This is a genomic window from Microcystis aeruginosa NIES-4325 (genome assembly GCF_008974145.1).
Taxonomy (GTDB): Bacteria; Cyanobacteriota; Cyanobacteriia; order Cyanobacteriales; family Microcystaceae; genus Microcystis; species Microcystis aeruginosa_G.
On sequence record NZ_BJKP01000021.1, the window covers coordinates 24,615 to 43,812 of the forward strand.

The window sequence follows — 19,198 nt, forward strand, 5'->3', positions numbered from 1 at the left end:
ATTCCCTAAAAGTCCCTTGGTCATGGTTAAAACCGCAGGACTTCTAGCCACTGTCAGTTAAATCGACAAAATTAATCTAAGCTATCGGGAGAATGGGGATAAAGTTGTTCTGCTTCTGGACAATCTTCCGAGACATTAATATCAGGATTCGTCCGCGACACCGATGCCAGTTTTCTGCTCACCGCACCGATACTTTCTAAACGCACCATTTCTTCCCAAGAACTAATCTCGTCTTCTTCTTCTGTTTCGTAGCGAATGGTGACGAGATCGCTTTCTAGATCGATAATACGAGCATTATCAATCCATCTTTGCTGATCGCGCAAGAAAATGCAGACTTCCTGACCATCCATACAGAATTGATAAATCTTGCGGTGTAACATAAATTGCTCCTAAACAGCTTCTTTTGTTGGATTCAACTAACGGGAAGTGACAAAATGCCAATCTCAGCAATAGCTCAAAAGTTCCCGCGGATAACACAAAAGGGAGAAAAATTCCGCTATCAGTGGCAAGAATGGGAAAGGAAAGTCAGGTTTCCGGTTTGGGGCTACGTTCTTCAAAGACATCGATTCGATTAATAGACGGCCTCGGCGATTCACTAAAAAATCGCCCTTATAGAGTCATTGTGACACAAAATTTCACTTCCTAACAGTATCTGTAGATGGAATGGGGGAATTTCAACTAAAACTCTAAAACCCCAACACCTAACCCCGATGCTGATTTAGAATAGCCATCATATTTTGGGCTACCGCTGCTGTTTGTTCGAGCATAGCAAAATGACCACAATCGGATAACTCAATCACGTTGCTGCCAGTTTCAAACAAGGGATGAAAACTGGCCAGATGGTTAACGTACTTAACCTCCATAATCGTATCCTCTTTCCCCGCCAGAAAATAGACCGGCTGCGGGAGACGAGAGACAATCTGGGGTAAAAGATGAACTTCATCGATAGTGGTGGTTTCCAAAAGTGACCCTAGGGCTGCTTGGTAATCGGCCCGAACAAAATCAATCACGCGCTGTTTGCCCCATTTTTTACTTAGGGTTTGCTTGACCATCATCCGCGAGAATAAAAGATCAATAAAGGGAACACTGGGCAACCAAGGCGGTCTTCTCTGTAGAATCTGTCTCCCGGCTTCTCGAAATCGCTCAAATTCCTCCTTTAGATAGATGCCACCGCCGGCATTCATACAGATTACCCCTTTAATCCGTTCGGGACAGCTATCTGCAGCCCACAAAGCAACACTACCACCGAGGGAATGACCAACTAACCAAGCAGCATTGAGGTTTAAGCGGTTAAGAAGGGTAATAACGTCTTGGGAGTAGGATTCAAGGTTATAACTGCTAGGAGGACTGTTAGAGGTGATTTTTTGGGAGTCGCCAAAGCCCCGGAGATCGTAAACTAGACAGGGATAATCCAGGGAGAGAATATCTACCAAAGGCTGCCAGTAGTGACGACTCAGCAGCCAACCGTGTATAAAGACTAAAACCGGTTTATCCCCTTGGGGCGAAAATAACTCGTAACTGTGGGATACTCCCGATATGTCGATGGTAGGCATATAATCAATCTCAACCTAAGTTAAACCGTTGATAGGGGTTACTAGGGAAACTTCTAGAGAAAAATCGGTGTATTTAGCCTTGTTTACAGAGCAAAGTCAGGGAAGCTTAGGATATTCCCTGATAGCTGATCAATCAATGCTATAGACAATTTCAAAAGCTTCTACTTTAATTATAAAACACCAGGGATACCTCCCTAAAATAGGATGAAAACCTAAGACCAAGATTTATCTATGAAATGCGATCGCTTTTTAACTCTTTCCCTCGTGTTAAGTCTGGGATTAGTTTTTCCCCCCTCTTTACCCGCACAAAATCCCCCCGCTACCACCTTTCAACCGGGTCCTTGGCAGCCTGTTGCTAGGGTGAATATGAATCGTCCCGTGGAGATTAAAATCATCAATCAAACCGATATTGACCTCAATTATGACCTATCGGCCAATATTAATTCTTCTCCCCAATTATTATCTCCTGGTACGGAGACAACCCTAAGAGGTTTCGTAATTCCGGCATATATTCTGATTAATCAGGCTAATGCCGCCGCAGATCGCTATTCTTCCAGTTTAATCTATGCCGTAGAAGTCAATGATGACAATTTAGTCACGATTACTGTCACCAAAGTTCCGGGTAGTACCCCCGGTTATACCACCTTTAACCTCAATCAACAGGGTGCTATTTATATTTACTAGCTCTAGCTTAAACTGTTGTGGGTCCACCTCGATAATTGTCCCTGCACTTTCTTAATTAATTCCTCCCGCAGCGGTTGTAGGAGAGCTGAGTGCCTGACACATCTTGTGTAAGGGGTAGCAGGTCAAGGACGACAGAGCAAAGAGTGAACACGGGAAAACCATATTCGGTCATAGTAATCGGAGAGAGCGTTCTTAGAAGAGAAACAGGGTTCTGGGTCAGAGTGGAACAAAGGGATAGGAGAAAGCAAAGAGCGGCCTTTGTGGACAACGCCCTGGAGCCAACGAAGACCAATTTTGAGATAGCTGAGACCCCCTGTCCAATGGGGGTCAACCTGAGAGCGAAGACCATTGAGTTGAAGGGCCATAGCGTGAGTAGTGGCATAAAGAAGAGCAAGGGCTGCGACCAAATACAGAGGTGTCAAAGCAGGGGCAGAACGGATAGCGGAGTCTTCAAGTTGAAAAGCATCGGATTTTGAATCTAAAAATAACTCCTCGACCCGAAAGCGCAAGGCGTACTGCCATAAAGTGTTCAGAGAGGGGGTTTCATCAGTAATGACAGCCTAAGGTTCTTTGACTGCCGTGACCCTTGCCAGAACAAGATTGCATCGATAAATGCCGTCTGTCCACAGACCGACCTGATCGTAAAGAATGGCTTCTCCTTTGGCAGGCCAGAGATATTTGACTTCGATAGGATGTCGCCGAACCCCATGGACTAGAACGTCGCAAGGTAAACGTAAGCAGTAATGCCATCCACTGACTGGCAGCCAACTGAGCCAGCCATGATTGGCAAACCCTCGGTCGGCTAAGAGCATGACATCGGGATAATCCTTCAACAATCGCTGAGGCAAGCGCAGCATCGGTTTGTAGGTGTTCACTGCGACGGTGGCACTCGGAGGGTCTAGCACTCGCCATAACAGGGGGACTGCAGGACCGCAACAGACTATCGACCGATGAATCATGCAATAGCGATTCCACAATACATTTGTATCTAATGCCAGGTAAAGTCGATTGCGTTTCCAGCTACTGATGGCGGCTAGCACCAGAGGAATATACAGGGATTTGACCCGAATTCGATGATTGCCCATAAATCTCGGCCATCTGCGTTCGGTGCTTTCTGCCTGTGTTGCACGACTAGGGACGTAGGACTCCCACATTGGCAGGCTTAATTTCCTGCTACAGATTACTGCTGTGACCATCCAGGCTAATGCCTTGAGGTGTCGCAGGTCTCGCCATTGGCTGTGTTGACACAGTAAAGAAAGTAGTTGAGCATAGACACTGGTAGTGGTTGACATGGAAGGTTCGCTGATGTTCTGTTAATCTCAGCGTTCTATATCCTGCTACCTTTTTCTCTTTCCACGCTATTTCAACGGTTTCCGACACTTGTGTCAGGCACTCAGGGGTTAAACGTTTCTGGTAGGGGCTAATTGCATTTTGTACTTTCAACAACATTATAATAGTTAGAAGTTAATTTTGTCCTATTACTTACTATGTCTAACAACAATTCTGAACGAGTAGTGCGTCGTGGTCGAGTTTTTCCAGAGATTCAATCTACAGAGGAAGAAAAGGCCAAACATCGCGCCCGACAATTAGAATTTTATCATCGTTGTTGGCCGATTTTTCAGAGTTTACAGCCCCAGTTAATGAAACATTATTATGGTTGGTACATTGCGATCGAACCCGATAGCGGCGATTATTTTATCGATCCTGACAAAGAAGTAGCTAGTAAAAAAGCAAGGGCAAAATATCCCGACAAAATCCATCATATCTTTGGCATTAATGAAACTGGAGTTAGTGGCAGAATATGATTGAAGGGAGATTTGGAGAAAATGGTCAAATTTATTTTGATATCGATTTAGTCAGCCCTAATGGTCTGCTGTTACCTGTAGAAGCTATGCTAGATACTGGTTTCACGGAGTTTTGTGTTATGAATGACCAAGATGCTCGCAGTCTTGAATGGCCATTTTTAAACCAAGATAAGTTACGCACCGCCCAAGGAGAAGCATTTTTTGATATATATTTAGGCAGAGCAAGAATTGATGGTCAGGAATACGAAATTCCCGTCTTTGCAGGGGAGGCAATTCAGGAGATTTTGTTAGGTTCCCAGTGGCTCAAACAATTTATCTTAGTAGCTAATTATCAACAAGGACAGGTGACATTAGGATAATGACAAAAAAGGCGATTATTTTACTTTCTGGGGGATTAGATTCAGCGACAACAGCAGCGATCGCTTTAGCTGCTGGTTATCAATTAATCGCCCTTTCCTTTCGTTATGGACAAAGACACGATCGAGAATTAGTGGCGGCGAAAAAAATTGCTAATTTCCTTGATATTAAAGAACATCATCTGATCGAAGTTAATCTATCTTTGTGGGGAGGTTCCGCTTTAACGGATCAATCTATTGCTATTCCCCAAGAGGGAATTAACCCGAATATTATCCCGATTACCTATGTGCCAGGGAGAAATACAGTTTTTATTTCGATCGCTCTTTCTTTAGCGGAAGCAAGGGCAGCGGAGGCGATATATTTAGGAATTAATGCGGTGGATTATTCTGGTTATCCCGATTGTCGTCCCCAGTATTTAGAGGCCTTTCAAACTTTAGCTAATTTATCATCGAAAGCGGGTTTAGAAGGGAAAGCACCCCAATTAATTGCCCCTTTGGTGATGGATAGTAAGGTAGATATCGTCCGTCGTGCTGTTAGTTTAGGGGTTCCCATTGCTGATACTTGGTCTTGTTATCAAGGAGAAGTTGAACCCTGCGGTTTATGCGATTCCTGCCGCATCAGAGATCAGGCTTTAATTGAGGCTGGTTATCCCGAATTAGCTACTTCCCTCTTGAAACAGTCAGGAAAAGGGCGAGCATAGTGAAAAATGAAAATAATCTAAGTAGTCATGCAAAATAAATTTCCTAGTGAAGAAAGGCAAAAGGCAAGAGGCAAGAGGCAAGGAGGGTTAGATATGTGTAATTAATTTTGCTTAGGTACTTAGGTAATTAAATGTTCAATAAGGATTTTACTGCCGATTAATATTAAAACTAAACCGCCGAGAATTTCCACCTTTTGACTAAATAAATTACCGAATTTATGCCCGATAAAAACAGCTATAAAACATAAAGCAAAGGTAATAGAACCGATGACAGTGCAAGCTAAAAGTAAGGGAGTTTTAATCATCGATAGACCCAAACCAACTACTAAAGCATCGATGCTAGTAGCGATCGCTAATCCGATTAAAGTATAGGAATCTAGAGGATTAAATTTTTTTTCCTCGTCATCATTTTGAACAGCTTCGTAGATCATTTTACTGCCGATCGCCCCTAAAATAATAAAAGCGATCCAATGGTCAAAAGAGGCGAGGAAATCGCGACAAGTTAGGCCGATACCCCAACCGATCATCGGCATAATTGCTTGAAATCCCCCAAAAAACAAAGCAATTTTCAAAGCCTTATTAACATGAATATGACGAATCATCAGGCCACTGGTCAGAGAAACGGCCACGGCATCGGCGGCTAATCCCACGGCAACAAAGGAAGTGGTTAAAAGTTCGAGTGAAGTAAACATCTATAGTTGTTTATCCTTTAATTTCCCCTTATCTTAACTAATTTTTACCCAGAAAACTTTCATATTTCTCTCATGATCCTCTCATTTATCTATCATTTCTCTAACCTAAGTAGGTAGGCGTTAAAAGTTGTCAGATGCCCCCCTTATCAAGGGGGATTAAAGGGGGGACTAAGGGGGGATCGGCACCCCCCTTATCAAGGGGGCAGGGGGGATCGAACCTAAAATCCATTTTTAATTTAATTATAACCAGCTACTTAATTAGTGAGAGGATCGAATTGAAAAGGTTTAAAACCACATTACTGGTTCCTCACCGATCGCCTGCACCTGATGGATCGCTTCTGGGGTAAAACCGATAATATACTCAGCTTCTAGGACTTTTTCAGCCGCTACTGCGATTTTATCGGGAAATTCAGCCGTAGGAGTCCGAGTAACCAATGCTACTGTTTCATAAATTCCCCCGAATTTTTTCCAGGACAAAGTTGAGGAAGATACCTTTTCCCATCATCGATCATCCCGTCTGCTTTTAAGGTGGCGAACGCTACCATATAGGAAAAGTGCCAAGTAAAAAATTATGATAATTTCGAGAATTACCGGAGAATGAGGTGGGAGAGAACGGTGATAAAATTAGCTAATTGACTCCCCTAACTTAAGCACCCAATAACCGCTCACTGAAAATATGGCTGATTTTTTTAACACCTATGGTTTTTTAATTGTTTCAATGATCTTTGGGTCCATCTTAGGCATTTCAATTTATCTGCCCTTAATGGCCGGTCAATTATCCTTAGCAACCCCCGGTTTTTACGCTTTAGGCGGTTATGTTGCCGCCATTCTTTCCACGAAAGTTTTTACTAATACTGGTAGCAATTATCCCCTGGCTTTGGTCTTTTTAGAAATGTTAATTGCTGGCATTATTGCAGGAATATTAGCCATAGTTTTAGGTATTCCTGTTCTCCGTTTGCGAGGGATTTATTTAGCTATTGCCACAATCGCCTGGGTAGAAATTTTGAGAATTATTGCCCTTAATCTCGAGATAACTGGCGGTGCGGTCGGTATTTTCGCCATTCCCCAACCTTTCACCACTCAATTAGCCTACCTTTGGCTGGCCTTGCCCCTCTTATTCCTAACTATGCTGTTTCTCTATCGGTTAGAAAACATCAAAATTGGTCGGGCATTTAATGCCATTCGTGCCGATGAATTGGCAGCTGCGTCCATGGGAATTAATCCCACCTATCACAAGGTTTTATCCTTCACTTTCGGGGCAGTTTTAGCGGCAGTTGTGGGAGCGGTAAGCGCCCATTTTCTCAATACTTGGAATTCCCGTCAAGGAACCTTTGATTCTAGTATTATTTTCCTGGCTTTTGTTTTAATTGGTGGTTACAGAACTTTTGTCGGGCCGGTGGTGGGAGGCATTGTTTTAACTGCTTTGCCCGAAGTTTTACGCGCCCTCGGCGGCGTGAATGGTTTACCAATTTGGTTAGGGAATTTCTTGCGCGATGGTCGTTTGATTATTTTTGGAATTTTAATCGTTTTGGGAACTATTTTTTATCCTCAAGGCTTAATTACACCTGAATTAATCAAAAAACTAATGCCTTTTAAAAGACGTTTCTCTCCTAGTCAAGTTGATTCCTAATTACAGTGATCAGATTTTAGTTTTCAGTTCATTGATTACTGTTTACTGTTCACAGCAAAAAACTCCCCACTCCCCACTCCTGTCCCCTAACCCACCCTGCTGATACGGATATCCCCCTTCCGGCTAATGTAAAGAAAACGTTACAGTAACAGGTAAAGCCCAGTAGCCAGGAAGCCGTCGATCATGTTTGAATACTTTAACCAAAAAGCTATCAAAGCGGTGATGTTCGCCCAAGAAGAAGCCCGTCGTACCGGCCACAGTGTCGTCGGTACGGAGCATTTACTGCTAGGATTGATAGGAGAAGCCACCGCCACCGCAGCCTTAATTCTCAAGGATTTAAAAGTCACCCTGCACGAAAGTCGCCGCGTGATTGAAGGAATGACTGGCCGCGGCACCGGTTACAGTCCCGTTAATATCCCTTTTACCCCGAAAGCGAAAAAGATGTTCGAGCAAGCATTTCAGGAAGCTCGACAATTAGGGGAACAGGCGATCGCAGCTGAACATCTATTACTCGCTATCACCGCCGATCCCGAATCCTTGGCCGCTAAAGTTTTAATTATGCAGGGTGTTGATCTCCTGCAACTTCGCAGCCTTTTACTGAAAAACGCCGGGGAAAAAGTCGCTAGTGGTCGCTTCACAGCAAAGAGTGACTATGAAGACCAGAAAAATGCTCCCCAAGGCGGTATTTTAGCCCAATATAGTCGCAATTTAAGCCAAGAGGTCAAAAATGGCAAAATTGACCCTGTAATCGGTAGAGAGCCAGAAATCGAGCGAGTTATCCAAATTTTGGGACGTCGCAGCAAGAATAACCCGATTTTACTCGGTGCGCCGGGAGTGGGCAAAACAGCGATCGCTGAAGGGTTAGCACAACGCATCCATAATGGCGATATTCCCGAACTTTTGCGGGATAAACAGGTAATTGCCCTCGATATGGGGTCTTTACTGGCGGGAACCCGTTTTTGCGGCGATTTTGAGGAACGTTTAAAGGGTGTTGTGGAGGAAGTTCGCAAATCGGGCAATATTATCCTGTTTATCGATGAAATTCACACTCTTGTCGGTGCTGGTAGCATGGGAGGAGCTATGGATGCTTCTAACTTGCTGAAACCTGCTTTAGCTCGCGGCGAGTTACAGTGTTTAGGAGCAACCACTCTCGATGAGTATAAACAGCATATTGAGCGCGATGCGGCTCTAGAAAGACGTTTTCAGCCAGTTATGGTGGGAGAACCGACTAAAGAGCAAGCGATCGAGATTTTACGCGGTTTAAAAGCCACCTACGAGGATTTCCATCAGGTAAAATACGATCAAAAAGCGATCGAAGCTGCCGTTAATCTATCCTCGCGCTATATCAATGATCGCTTTTTACCGGACAAAGCGATCGATCTTCTCGATGAAGCGGGATCCCGCACCCATCTGCGCTATTCCCTGCAAAGTAAAAGTCCCGCAGAGGTTAACGAAGAATCACCCCTAATTAACCCCGAATCTTTGATTCCGGTGGTGGATGCGGAGGAAATCGCCCAAATTGTCGCCGCTTGGACAGGTATTCCCGTTACCCAATTAACTGAAACTGAGTCAGAATCGCTCTTAAATCTGGAATCTCAACTGCACGAGCGGATTATTGGTCAACAGGAGGCAGTAAATGCCGTTTCTCGTGCTGTTCGTCGAGCGCGAGTGAATTTAAAGAATCCTAACCGTCCGATTGCCTCGTTTATTTTTGCCGGTCCCACGGGAGTAGGCAAAACCGAATTAACGAAAGCCTTAGCTAAGTTACTCTTTGGCTCGGAATCCAGTATGATTCGCCTAGATATGTCGGAATTTATGGAATCCCACACGGTTTCTAAGTTAATTGGTGCGCCTCCCGGATACATCGGTTATAATGAAGGCGGTCAGTTAACGGAAGCAGTGCGTCGTCAACCCTATAAAGTAGTTTTGTTTGACGAAATCGAGAAAGCACATCCCGATGTTTTTAATCTTCTCCTGCAACTGTTAGAAGATGGACATTTGACCGATAGCCAAGGTCGTCGGGTGGACTTTAAGAATACCCTAATTATCATGACCTCGAATATTGGTTCAAAAGTCATCGAAAAAGGCGGTAATAGCTTAGGATTCGAGATTGCTGACGATTTTACTCAATCGCGTTACCAACAGATTTCTAATCGGGTGACGGACGAGTTAAAACAATATTTCCGTCCCGAATTTCTCAACCGTCTCGATGAAATCATTGTTTTCCGACAGTTAACTCGCGAAGAAGTTACCCAGATTGCCGATATTCTCATCGCAGATCTAGCCAAACAATTGACAGAAAAAGGAATTTCTGTGGAAGTTACCGCCGCTTTTAAGGATTTGGTCATCAATGAGGGTTATGATCCTAGCTACGGTGCGCGGCCTTTACGTCGTGCTTTAACTCGACGCTTAGAGGATAGTTTAGCCGAGGCGATGTTATCGGGAAAAGTCAATTCTGGAGACCATGCGCTATTAGATGTAACTGCCGACGGTGTGGTGACAGTCTCTAGTCATCAGCGCTCCGAGCAGAACGATATTCTCTCGCAATTACAGTTACAACCGGTGGGTTAATCCGCTCAAAAATTGCTTTTTCTGGGGTTGAACAATTTTCAACCCCGATTTTTATCATCCTGGAAAAATAACTTCTAGGGGAGCCGGAATCATCTCGCTGCGAAAGTCAAGAATCTGGACTAGGATTAAATAGGCAACCGCGATTAAAATCGAAATCGCTCCCGTGATAATAGCGATAATTTTACCAGAATTCATATAATTAACCGTTAATTTCCTGAGATTGCCGCAAAAGCTACCGAAATTTATTCTCATCTACGATTGCGAGCCTAAACAATTGAAACTGAAGATATCTTACAGCACAATTCTCCCGGACGGTTACGAGAAGGGAGTGCGACTCAGTAAAGCTGTCCCTTGAAAATTTGACAGGAGATAGTTCTTGTCCCTCAATCCATAGGCTAAACTCTATGGTCAAGCCTATAATTATTTGTTAATTGAATCTAGGCAACCAGCAAAACCCTTGCTATAATCGCCAATATATGGTATGAAACCGATTCCGTCCACTGCATCGGCATCCTCAAAGTTGATCAACCTCGCTTTGTTTTAAGGTAGGCTAAGGCCTGCCTTACTTTTTATCGGTGATCAGTAACCAGTAAGCAGAAAATTGCCATTTAATACCAATCACCGATCAGACTGTACTGGGAAAACTCACATCTGATCACTGGTAACTGATAACTGATAACTGATCTGATCCCCTAGCGTGATAAGCTGAGTATTGGCTAATTTTACAAAAAATTAAGACTTTCCCCTTGTGGGAGTTATCAGCTAAAACCCAGAGTAGACATAAACAATGGTAGCGACAACAGAAACTAACGTTGGTAAAATCGTCCAGATCATCGGTCCTGTCATCGATGCCGAATTTCCCAGTGGCAACCTGCCCCGTATTTATAATGCCTTAACCGTAAAAGGAACTAACTCCGCCGGTCAAAATTTATCCGTTACTTGTGAAGTACAACAGTTACTCGGTGATAACCAAGTGCGGGCCGTTGCCATGAGTACCACCGATGGTTTAGTGCGCGGTATGGATATCGTGGACACCGGTGCGGCGATTAGCGTTCCCGTGGGTAAATGCACCCTCGGTCGGATTTTTAACGTTCTTGGTGAACCCGTGGACGAAAAAGGACCGGTTAACGTCACCGAAACCTCTCCTATTCACCGTCCCGCTCCCAAATTAGTCGATCTTGAAGTAACACCGACGGTTTTTGAAACCGGTATCAAGGTAATTGACCTGCTCACCCCCTACCGTCAAGGTGGCAAAATCGGCCTCTTTGGGGGTGCTGGTGTGGGCAAAACCGTCATTATGATGGAATTAATCAACAATATCGCCATTCAACACGGGGGGGTCTCGGTTTTTGGCGGTGTGGGGGAAAGAACCCGCGAAGGAAACGACCTCTACAACGAGATGATCGAATCGAAGGTAATCAACGCTGATAACCCCGAAGAATCGAAAATCGCCCTCGTTTACGGTCAGATGAACGAACCCCCTGGAGCGAGAATGCGCGTCGGTCTCTCCGCTTTGACCATGGCCGAATACTTCCGCGATGTCAATAAGCAAGACGTTCTCTTATTTGTCGATAATATCTTCCGTTTCGTGCAAGCTGGTTCGGAAGTATCGGCGCTCCTCGGTCGGATGCCTTCTGCGGTAGGATACCAACCCACCCTCGGTACTGACGTAGGCGACCTGCAAGAGCGGATTACCTCCACCAAAGAAGGATCGATCACTTCCATCCAAGCGGTCTATGTACCTGCGGATGACTTGACTGACCCCGCTCCTGCTACTACCTTCGCTCACTTGGACGGAACAACCGTACTATCCCGTGGTCTGGCTTCCAAAGGTATCTATCCGGCGGTAGATCCCCTCGGTTCCACCAGCACCATGCTCCAAGCTGATATCGTCGGTGATGAACACTACGGCACCGCTCGCGCCGTCCAATCTACCCTGCAACGCTATAAAGAGTTACAGGATATCATCGCTATTCTCGGTTTAGACGAATTGTCGGAAGAAGATCGTCTCACCGTTGACCGCGCTCGCAAAATTGAGCGTTTCCTCTCGCAACCTTTCTTCGTGGCGGAAGTGTTCACCGGTTCCCCAGGTAAATACGTTACTCTCGCTGATACGATCAAAGGCTTCCAGATGATCCTCAAAGGTGAACTCGATAGCTTACCAGAACAAGCGTTCTATATGGTCGGCAGTATCGATGAAGCGATCGCTAAAGGCGAAAAACTCAAAAAAGGCTAATTAAAAGTCAGTAGTAACCGCGTTTAGCGGTTACTAAACCCAGAAATCTGCCAAAATTATCGTTATTATCACCAATGAGCATTACAGTACGGGTTATTACACCCGATCGCATTGTCTGGGATAACGTGGCTGAAGAAGTAATCCTACCCAGTTCCACAGGACAATTAGGTATTCTTAGCGGTCACGCTCCTTTATTAACTGCCCTGAATATTGGCGTAATGCGAATTCGACCGGGGAAAGACTGGGAAAATATCGCAGTTTTGGGCGGTTTTGCCGAAGTCGAAAATAATGAGATCAAAGTCCTCGTTAATGGGGCGGAATTAGGCTCAAAAATCGATAAGGAAAAAGCTCGCGCCGAATACGAACAGTCCCAAACTCGTCTCGATGAAGCCAGCAAAGGGGATGACCGTCGCAAAACTATCCAAGCGCAACAAGCATGGCGCAAAGCTCGCGCTAGATACCAGGCCGCTGGCGGTTTAGTATCGGTTTAAACCCAACCAAATTAAATTAAAGCAAAATCGGGCGGGTTTATATAAACCTACCCGATCAATTTTTTAGCCTTTAGCAATCAACTTTTAGCCATTTTTCTGCTTACTATCAAGATTATCTAGCTGACGGCTAAAAAGCTGGTTAATTGCTACCACTAAAAACAACTTCGGGGAATTTTAACTGTGCATCGGCCATGGGGATTTGTCGGCCTTGATTGCGTAACTCTTGCCAAAAATTAATTACTTCTGTGGCTTTGTTGAGAACATCAACGCGATCGGATTCATCAATCCAGTGCTTTGCTTCTAACTCCTCTTGCAGTTGTTGCCAAGCATCATTGCGCGGCCAGAAAAAATAAGCGGTGAGGGGGCTAGTTCCTTTGCCGACCACCTGATCCACAGCGATCGCTACGTTCTGATCTAACCACAATACTTTTAAAATAAACTTTGATTCGGAACTGACTGTCATTGTTAATCGTTAATCGTACAATTTTCCATTATATCATCTTTTGAGTCAATTTTACGAAGTCAGTTTTTAACTATTTTTTCCTATTTTTTCGCCAATAACCGCTATGATTCCCGAAACAGACTCTTTAGCTTCTAAACAAATCGGTGTGGCCGTAATTAGAGATGATCGAGATTTAATTTTAATCGATCGCCGTCTGGCCAAGGGACTCTTGGGCGGTTTTTGGGAATTCCCCGGCGGCAAAATCGAAGGCAATGAAACGGTGCAGGAATGTATTAAACGGGAGATATTAGAAGAAATTGGCATTGACATTGCGGTGGATAGTCATTTAATCACTATCGATCACACCTATAGTCATTTTCGGGTTAATCTACAAGTATATAACTGTCGTTATCTCAGTGGCGAAGCGCGGGCGATCGAATGTGAAGAAATCCGCTGGGTAACTATCCAGGAACTAGATCATTACACTTTTCCTGCGGCCAATCAAGAGATTATCAGAGCCTTAAAAGACATGGTAAACTCGAAATGATTGCTGTTAATCGTCGAGTGATTATGCTTAATCCTTCTATTCGTCAAGAACCCCGCTACGAACCGGCCGCGGTTATTCCCCTAAAAAAAGACGCTTCCATTGTCGAGTGGTTAGAAAAAAATAATCGCATGATTCCCCGGGATAAAGTCGCAGAACCGGATCTGACTCTGGAAGAAGATGTGGAACTATCTGAACTCATGGATGTCGATGATATCGGTTATGATGACGACGAGGATGAATTAGTCTTAGATGAAGATTAATCCCGTCTTCTTTGGCAAATTTTCCCCTTATCTGGCGCTTTAGTCGTGAACGCTAACATTTTTTACGCCCCTATCTTTAAAAAACCCACTGGAACCCATCTCCTGATTCTACTAACGGGATTACTATTTCTGTTAGTAGTTTTTTTTCAGTCCACTAATTCCCTGTTACTCCCCCTGATGGCCACAACGTTAATCAGTGCTGGTCTTGGTTGTCAAGTAGTACCGATGCTGCGACGCTTGAAAATGGGTCAGATCATGCGCGAAGATGGACCCCAGGCCCATTTAAAGAAAGCAGGAACCCCGACGATGGGAGGCAGCTTTTTTGTGCCAGTAGCCCTTATTTTCGCTTTAATCTGGTCTAAATTCACTCCTAATGTGGTGGCGGTTGCTTTGCTGACTTTTGCTTACATGGGTATCGGTTGGTTAGATGATTGGCAAATTCTGCGTTATAAGTCGAATAAAGGCCTATCTCCCCGGATGAAGTTAATTTTACAGATAGCGGGGGCGGTGCTTTTCTGTCTCTGGATGTTGGTCAATCAGGTGAGTACCGATATCACCCTTTGGGGTCGATTAGTGATTCCTTTGGGCTTTTTCTTCTGGATTTTGGCGGGATTTGTCCTTGTGGCCGAAAGTAACGCCACTAATCTCACCGATGGGGTGGATGGATTAGCGGGGGGAACAGCTGCGATCGCTTTTTTGGGTTTAGGTATTATTATCGCTCCTAGTCATCCAGATTTAGCGATTTTCTGCACTTGTTTTAGTGGTGCTTGTCTAGGCTTCATTTTTCATAACCGCAACCCTGCTAAGGTGTTTATGGGTGATACGGGTTCCCTTGCTTTGGGAGGCGCTTTAGCTGCGGTAGGTTTAATTACTGGACATCTCTGGGGATTATTTTTAATTAGTGGTCTGTTCTTTCTGGAATCTCTTTCGGTAATCGCTCAGGTTAGCTATTATAAAGCCACAAAAGGACCCGATGGCAAGGGCAAAAGACTGTTAAAAATGGCTCCTTTTCATCATCATTTAGAATTAAGTGGTTGGACGGAAACCAGGATTGTGGGAGCATTTTATCTGGTTAATGCGGTTTTAGTTGTCTTGGCTATTTGGAGTAGTTAATTAAGCACTAAAGGAAAGACCACAACCGCAGGTATTTTGGGCGTTGGCATTGGTAAAGCGGAAACCACCACCCATGAGATCTTCTGAATAGTCTAATTTTAAAATTTGTAGACAGCGATCGCTGTCAGGATCGACTAAAATATTAATACCCTGACTTTGATAAAAGCGATCGTTTTCTGCCGGAATATCGGTTAATTCGAGATGGTAGTGAAGTCCCGAACAACCGCCGTTTTTTACTGCCAAACGCAGATAAGACCCACTCAGGCGAAGGCTTTGACTCCAACGTTCAATTTCTCTGGCGGCGGCGGGACTTAATTCGATCATTGTTTTTGAGACTATTGTGATAATAATATCAAGTTATTGTGAACTTATACCTAACAGTTGACCATTCTTGATGCCAACCCATCCCTTAGGGGGAACAGTTTTGATATCATAACCTGTAAACTCCCTTGATACCAGCAATTGACGCAGAGGATTGGGAAAAAGCAGGTTGGGAAAAATCTACGGTTCAATCAAATTCTGGGATTCTTGGCGGCGGTGTTGGGCTTTTAATCTTACCAGTTTCAACGGTGGATAAATTAACATTCCTGCTAGGGGTAAAGCAGCAGCAGTTAAACCAGCAAGCAGATAAGAATTAAAGCCAATTACTGCACCAATTCCTGTTAAAATACCTGTAGCTGCCGTCAAAACAGACAAAGCGATAGCCCGCCCCCCGTTCCAGGGAATTGCCCTAATTGCTCTGCCAATCGCCCAGCTAATCGCCAGCACCACGCCAAACCCCAGTGAAATCGCCAGCGGTATCTTAATTGAGTCGATAATCTCAAAAGTGTCAATCACTCCCGTACTCGCCCAGCGAATCACCACGCCAATCACCACTACAATCATCCAGCCAATCGCCACCAACACTCCTGAAAACATAAACGGAACCAGGTAACCCAAAAGCAGATCCTCAAAGTCAAGCCAGTCACTATTCTTTGACGAGTAAATCCCCAGGGCAATCGCCGTGAAAATCCCCACGGCAATCCACCTGCCAATCACATTTTCCAACAGCCCAACCTGTAACCCGATACCTGAAATGAGCGCTAAAACTAAACCAAAAGCTAATATAAACCCATAAGGCGGAAGAGAAACATTGAGTTGGAGGGGGGCAGTTTTAACCTTAACTTTTAAATAATACTTTTCCTGTCTTGCATTACTGTTTAAAACAATCTCCCTTTCATAATTTTTATTGGCTTTTAACTTGCTGGTATCAACCCTAAGCAAACAATTAACCTGATTACTCTCAAATTTTCGTGGCGAAAAACTAATCCAACTGTGACTATCGGGAGTATGGGGCGGATCTTTAGGATGAGGAGAAACTGACCATTCTCCTTGTAGCATAGTATCAGGAATAGTATTAGTAACTGTGATAGTTTTGCTCAGTTCTTGACCAACGGAATTGGCCACAAAATCTAATTCTAATTTATCTAAACTAACCTCTGGAATGCGGATTAAATCTAGAGATTTTAACGCTTCCAAAGCTAACCGGGCATTTTGGTAACGGTTAGCTGGATTAGGCTCGACCATTTTTTCTAACCATTGAATAAACCCTAAACTAAACTTAGATACTTTGTCTTTGAAAGTAATTTTGTTAGTAGAAAAATCAACCAAAGTACCAATATCAGCCGATTTAGTTTGAGTGATTAAACAGATTAAGGTCGCTCCTAATCCATATAAATCAGAAGCTTTAGTTAATTTTTGATTATGGACTTGTTCGGGAGGCATAAATCCAAGTGTACCCCCTATCAGACTGCTCAAAGCCATTGTACTATTGCCAATTCTCGCCAAGCCAAAATCAATTAAATAAGCTTTGATCTCTCCCCCATCTGGAAGAGACGAGACAGAAGAAATCTCATCAACTAAAACATTTTCTGGTTTAATATCGCGGTGGAAAATGCTCGGCTTTCTCTTTTGCAAATAAATCAAAATTTCTAAGACTTGTGTGGCAATACTTTTGATCTCTTCAGGACTAAAACCACGAAGTTTTGATAAAGGTTGAGCCTCTTTATATTCCTGGACTAAACATAAACCATTACTTGGATCAAATTGCGCCAAATATCGGGGAATACCAGGATGATTTAACCCTTGTAAAACCTCAATTTCTCTTTCAATTGCCTTGTAACTATCCCAATCACTCCTAGTAGCAAAGCGAAACTGTTTAATCACCACTGGCTTTTCGTTGGCGATTTCAAGAGCCTTATAGGTAATTATACCTCCTTGAAGATTCTGATTGAGTTGCTCAGTAACTTGATAACCGTAGGCACTAAAATCAGGCAGGGTAGTCATGGCTGTCAGAGAAAAACAATATAAGTAGGTAGGTGCAATTAATTTTCTGGGGAATTGAGTCACAGCAAGCCTTTCAAGGCTATCCATCTTATATCTAATTCCAACTACCTACTTAGTAACCGTTCAGAGCGGGTCAAGTAGCCAGTGGTCTTGACTCTGTGGAAGGACTCTCTTGGGGCAGCAGAGTCAGCCTTAATTGTTGGTATCGACCGTAGGTACTTTTCATCGATGTCTCTCAGATTACCAGATTTCGTCCCCCCCTGAACGATTATTAAGTTTCTAACCTTCTTTTTAGGTAGGAGAATTGCCAGATTCTTTCTGGGGGCCTCTTGCCCTCAGAAGCTGTTTACTGTTTACTGTTTACTGATCACTGATTACTGAATATCTGCTTCTCCCCCCACCACCACATCGCGGATGCGGAGACTGGGGCCACCGCAGCCGACGGGTAAACCACTTTGACCGCCTTTTCCGCAGCCTCCCGACTCATCCCAGTAGAAATCATCCCCAATTGCCTCAATATTGCCTAGGGTTTTAAAGACATTACCGGAGAGAGTCACATCTTTAACGGGTTCAGCAATTTCTCCATCGCGAATCATCCAAGCTTCCCCGGCGCTAAAAGTGAACATTTCGCCGTTAGTCATGCCTCCCTGCCAATTTTGGGCATAAACTCCCGTTTTTATCCCCGAAAATAACTCTTTAACGGCAGTGGTTCCCCGTTCAATCCAAGTGTTGGTCATGCGGACAATGGGCGGATAATGATAATTGAGACAACGGGCGTTACCGGTCGGTTTTTCGCCTAATTTGCCCGCCGTTTCCCGCGAATGCAGTCTTCCCACCAAAACCCCATCTTTAATTAACTGAGTCGTCGTTGCGGGGGTTCCCTCATCGTCATAAAAATAACTGCCCCGATGACCTTCCGGATAGGCCCCGTCAAAGATTTGCAGGTTATCTGGTCCGAAACGTTTGCCCATACTCATCACTTCCAAAAGGTCGGGATTTTCGTATAACATATCTGCCTCGGAAAGGTGGCCAAAAGCCTCATGGACGAACAGACCGGTTAAAATGGGATCGATGACGACGGTGTAGGTATCGCCCTTGACAGGGGGCAAAACTAGGGCTTGTACTGCCCGTTTAGCCGACCCTTGCACCTGTTCTTCTAAATTGACCAGATCCTCGAAAGCTTTTCGGGATCCGGTGGTTTCCCGGCCCGTTTGTACGCTGTCCCCATCCCTAGCGGTGGCCGAAAAACGCATTTCTAAGTCTGACCATTTTTGTTCGATTAAAGTCCCGTCAGAAGTGGCTAAAAGAATATGTTGACTGCTATCGCTGTAACGGACGGAAGTGGTGGCAATACTGGCATGGTGTTGACGCAATAGGTTATTATAGCGATCGCAGAGGGCCTTTTTATCAGCTAATGGTACTAAACGCGGGTCTGTTCCCGTTAAAGGCAATTCACAACTAATAATTACAGGTTCTACCGGGGCAATCAGGGTTTCTTCTTCCCCAATTAAACGGGCAGCAGCGATCGCATCTTCTAATCGTTCCTGTAAACTGGATAATTGATTAAAGCTGGCAAATCCCCAACCTCCTTTATAACAGGCGCGTACCTGACCACCGATAGCAATACCTTCGCTGAGGGTTTCTACTCGTTCGGAACGCAGTAGAATATTTGTCCCCCGCGCTTCTTCCAGACGAATTGTCAGGAAATCGACGCGGTTTTTATAACGGTTAATCAGTTCGCTAATTAGGTTTTTATAGTCGTTTAGAGTATCGGTCATGGGAATTAGGAAGT

The 19,198-nt window shown here is 44.3% G+C and carries 20 protein-coding genes; 11 read left to right on the forward strand and 9 right to left on the reverse strand.

Annotated elements, in window-relative coordinates:
• Positions 1 to 71 precede the first annotated feature (71 nt).
• Together MiAbW_RS12575 and MiAbW_RS12580 are read right to left on the reverse strand one after the other, a co-directional pair.
• Positions 72 to 380: a DUF6679 family protein gene (locus MiAbW_RS12575; protein ID WP_002735547.1), complete on the reverse strand. Its 309-nt coding sequence runs from the start codon at positions 378 to 380 to the stop codon at positions 72 to 74.
• Between the two features lie 321 nt (positions 381 to 701).
• The gene (locus MiAbW_RS12580) at positions 702 to 1,553 is read right to left on the reverse strand and encodes an alpha/beta fold hydrolase (RefSeq protein WP_151696392.1); all 852 of its coding nucleotides are present in this window, start codon (positions 1,551 to 1,553) and stop codon (positions 702 to 704) included.
• Positions 1,554 to 1,784: 231 nt separating this feature from the next.
• Here MiAbW_RS12580 and MiAbW_RS12585 point away from each other — a divergent pair, with 231 nt between their 5' ends.
• The 4 genes from MiAbW_RS12585 to queC all read left to right on the forward strand — a co-directional run bounded on the left by MiAbW_RS12585 (position 1,785) and on the right by queC (position 5,099).
• On the forward strand, positions 1,785 to 2,237 hold the full coding sequence (locus MiAbW_RS12585; protein ID WP_151696393.1) for a hypothetical protein: 453 nt from the start codon (positions 1,785 to 1,787) through the stop codon (positions 2,235 to 2,237).
• A 1,487-nt stretch (positions 2,238 to 3,724) separates the two neighbouring features.
• Positions 3,725 to 4,042, forward strand: a complete 318-nt coding sequence (locus tag MiAbW_RS12595; protein WP_151696394.1) for a hypothetical protein — start codon at positions 3,725 to 3,727, stop codon at positions 4,040 to 4,042.
• On the forward strand, positions 4,039 to 4,401 hold the full coding sequence (locus MiAbW_RS12600) for an aspartyl protease (protein ID WP_151696395.1): 363 nt from the start codon (positions 4,039 to 4,041) through the stop codon (positions 4,399 to 4,401). Before MiAbW_RS12595 ends, MiAbW_RS12600 begins: the two co-directional genes overlap by 4 nt.
• Entirely contained in the window at positions 4,401 to 5,099 is a 699-nt protein-coding gene (gene queC, locus MiAbW_RS12605) for a 7-cyano-7-deazaguanine synthase QueC (RefSeq protein ID WP_151696396.1), read from the forward strand. The genes MiAbW_RS12600 and queC overlap by 1 nt, the downstream gene beginning before the upstream one ends.
• 119 nt (positions 5,100 to 5,218) lie before the next feature.
• Here queC and MiAbW_RS12610 read toward each other — a convergent pair whose 3' ends face one another.
• Both MiAbW_RS12610 and MiAbW_RS12615 read right to left on the reverse strand, forming a co-directional pair.
• On the reverse strand, positions 5,219 to 5,791 hold the full coding sequence (locus MiAbW_RS12610) for a manganese efflux pump MntP (protein WP_151696397.1): 573 nt from the start codon (positions 5,789 to 5,791) through the stop codon (positions 5,219 to 5,221).
• 285 nt (positions 5,792 to 6,076) lie between these two features.
• Complete coding sequence (locus tag MiAbW_RS12615) at positions 6,077 to 6,268, reverse strand: hypothetical protein (protein ID WP_151696398.1); 192 nt, start codon at positions 6,266 to 6,268, stop codon at positions 6,077 to 6,079.
• A gap of 199 nt (positions 6,269 to 6,467) precedes the next feature.
• On the opposite strand from MiAbW_RS12615, the gene MiAbW_RS12620 reads away from it, so the two are divergent.
• The gene (locus tag MiAbW_RS12620; protein ID WP_151696399.1) at positions 6,468 to 7,421 is read left to right on the forward strand and encodes a branched-chain amino acid ABC transporter permease; all 954 of its coding nucleotides are present in this window, start codon (positions 6,468 to 6,470) and stop codon (positions 7,419 to 7,421) included.
• Positions 7,422 to 7,604: 183 nt separating this feature from the next.
• Positions 7,605 to 9,992, forward strand: a complete 2,388-nt coding sequence (locus tag MiAbW_RS12625; protein WP_151696400.1) for an ATP-dependent Clp protease ATP-binding subunit — start codon at positions 7,605 to 7,607, stop codon at positions 9,990 to 9,992.
• A gap of 54 nt (positions 9,993 to 10,046) precedes the next feature.
• On the opposite strand, the gene MiAbW_RS19600 is transcribed toward MiAbW_RS12625, so the two are convergent.
• Entirely contained in the window at positions 10,047 to 10,244 is a 198-nt protein-coding gene (locus MiAbW_RS19600; protein ID WP_238707277.1) for a hypothetical protein, read from the reverse strand.
• Positions 10,245 to 10,779: 535 nt separating this feature from the next.
• On the opposite strand from MiAbW_RS19600, the gene atpD reads away from it, so the two are divergent.
• Positions 10,780 to 12,228 carry a F0F1 ATP synthase subunit beta gene (atpD, locus tag MiAbW_RS12630; protein WP_046663513.1) on the forward strand — a complete coding sequence of 483 codons (1,449 nt, stop codon included), beginning with the start codon at positions 10,780 to 10,782 and terminating at the stop codon, positions 12,226 to 12,228.
• 74 nt (positions 12,229 to 12,302) lie between these two features.
• Complete coding sequence (gene atpC, locus MiAbW_RS12635) at positions 12,303 to 12,719, forward strand: ATP synthase F1 subunit epsilon (RefSeq protein ID WP_151696401.1); 417 nt, start codon at positions 12,303 to 12,305, stop codon at positions 12,717 to 12,719.
• Between the two features lie 139 nt (positions 12,720 to 12,858).
• On the opposite strand, the gene MiAbW_RS12640 is transcribed toward atpC, so the two are convergent.
• Positions 12,859 to 13,182, reverse strand: a complete 324-nt coding sequence (locus MiAbW_RS12640; RefSeq protein WP_002760450.1) for a 30S ribosomal protein PSRP-3 — start codon at positions 13,180 to 13,182, stop codon at positions 12,859 to 12,861.
• A gap of 103 nt (positions 13,183 to 13,285) precedes the next feature.
• On the opposite strand from MiAbW_RS12640, the gene mutT reads away from it, so the two are divergent.
• From mutT to mraY, 3 genes are read left to right on the forward strand one after another with little or no spacing between them, the layout of a single operon-like run.
• Positions 13,286 to 13,708 (forward strand): 8-oxo-dGTP diphosphatase MutT, encoded by a 423-nt coding sequence (mutT, locus tag MiAbW_RS12645; protein WP_002746036.1) that lies wholly within the window; start codon positions 13,286 to 13,288, stop codon positions 13,706 to 13,708.
• On the forward strand, positions 13,705 to 13,968 hold the full coding sequence (locus tag MiAbW_RS12650; protein ID WP_002766063.1) for a DUF3134 domain-containing protein: 264 nt from the start codon (positions 13,705 to 13,707) through the stop codon (positions 13,966 to 13,968). Before mutT ends, MiAbW_RS12650 begins: the two co-directional genes overlap by 4 nt.
• Positions 13,969 to 14,013: 45 nt before the next feature.
• Positions 14,014 to 15,081 carry a phospho-N-acetylmuramoyl-pentapeptide-transferase gene (mraY, locus tag MiAbW_RS12655; RefSeq protein WP_151696402.1) on the forward strand — a complete coding sequence of 356 codons (1,068 nt, stop codon included), beginning with the start codon at positions 14,014 to 14,016 and terminating at the stop codon, positions 15,079 to 15,081.
• Here mraY and MiAbW_RS12660 read toward each other — a convergent pair whose 3' ends face one another.
• The 3 genes from MiAbW_RS12660 to MiAbW_RS12670 form a co-directional block, all read right to left on the reverse strand.
• On the reverse strand, positions 15,082 to 15,405 hold the full coding sequence (locus MiAbW_RS12660; protein ID WP_151696403.1) for a HesB/IscA family protein: 324 nt from the start codon (positions 15,403 to 15,405) through the stop codon (positions 15,082 to 15,084).
• Between the two features lie 177 nt (positions 15,406 to 15,582).
• Complete coding sequence (locus MiAbW_RS12665; protein ID WP_238707276.1) at positions 15,583 to 17,406, reverse strand: serine/threonine protein kinase; 1,824 nt, start codon at positions 17,404 to 17,406, stop codon at positions 15,583 to 15,585.
• 374 nt (positions 17,407 to 17,780) lie between these two features.
• Positions 17,781 to 19,184 carry a TldD/PmbA family protein gene (locus tag MiAbW_RS12670; protein ID WP_151696404.1) on the reverse strand — a complete coding sequence of 468 codons (1,404 nt, stop codon included), beginning with the start codon at positions 19,182 to 19,184 and terminating at the stop codon, positions 17,781 to 17,783.
• Positions 19,185 to 19,198: the final 14 nt, after the last annotated feature.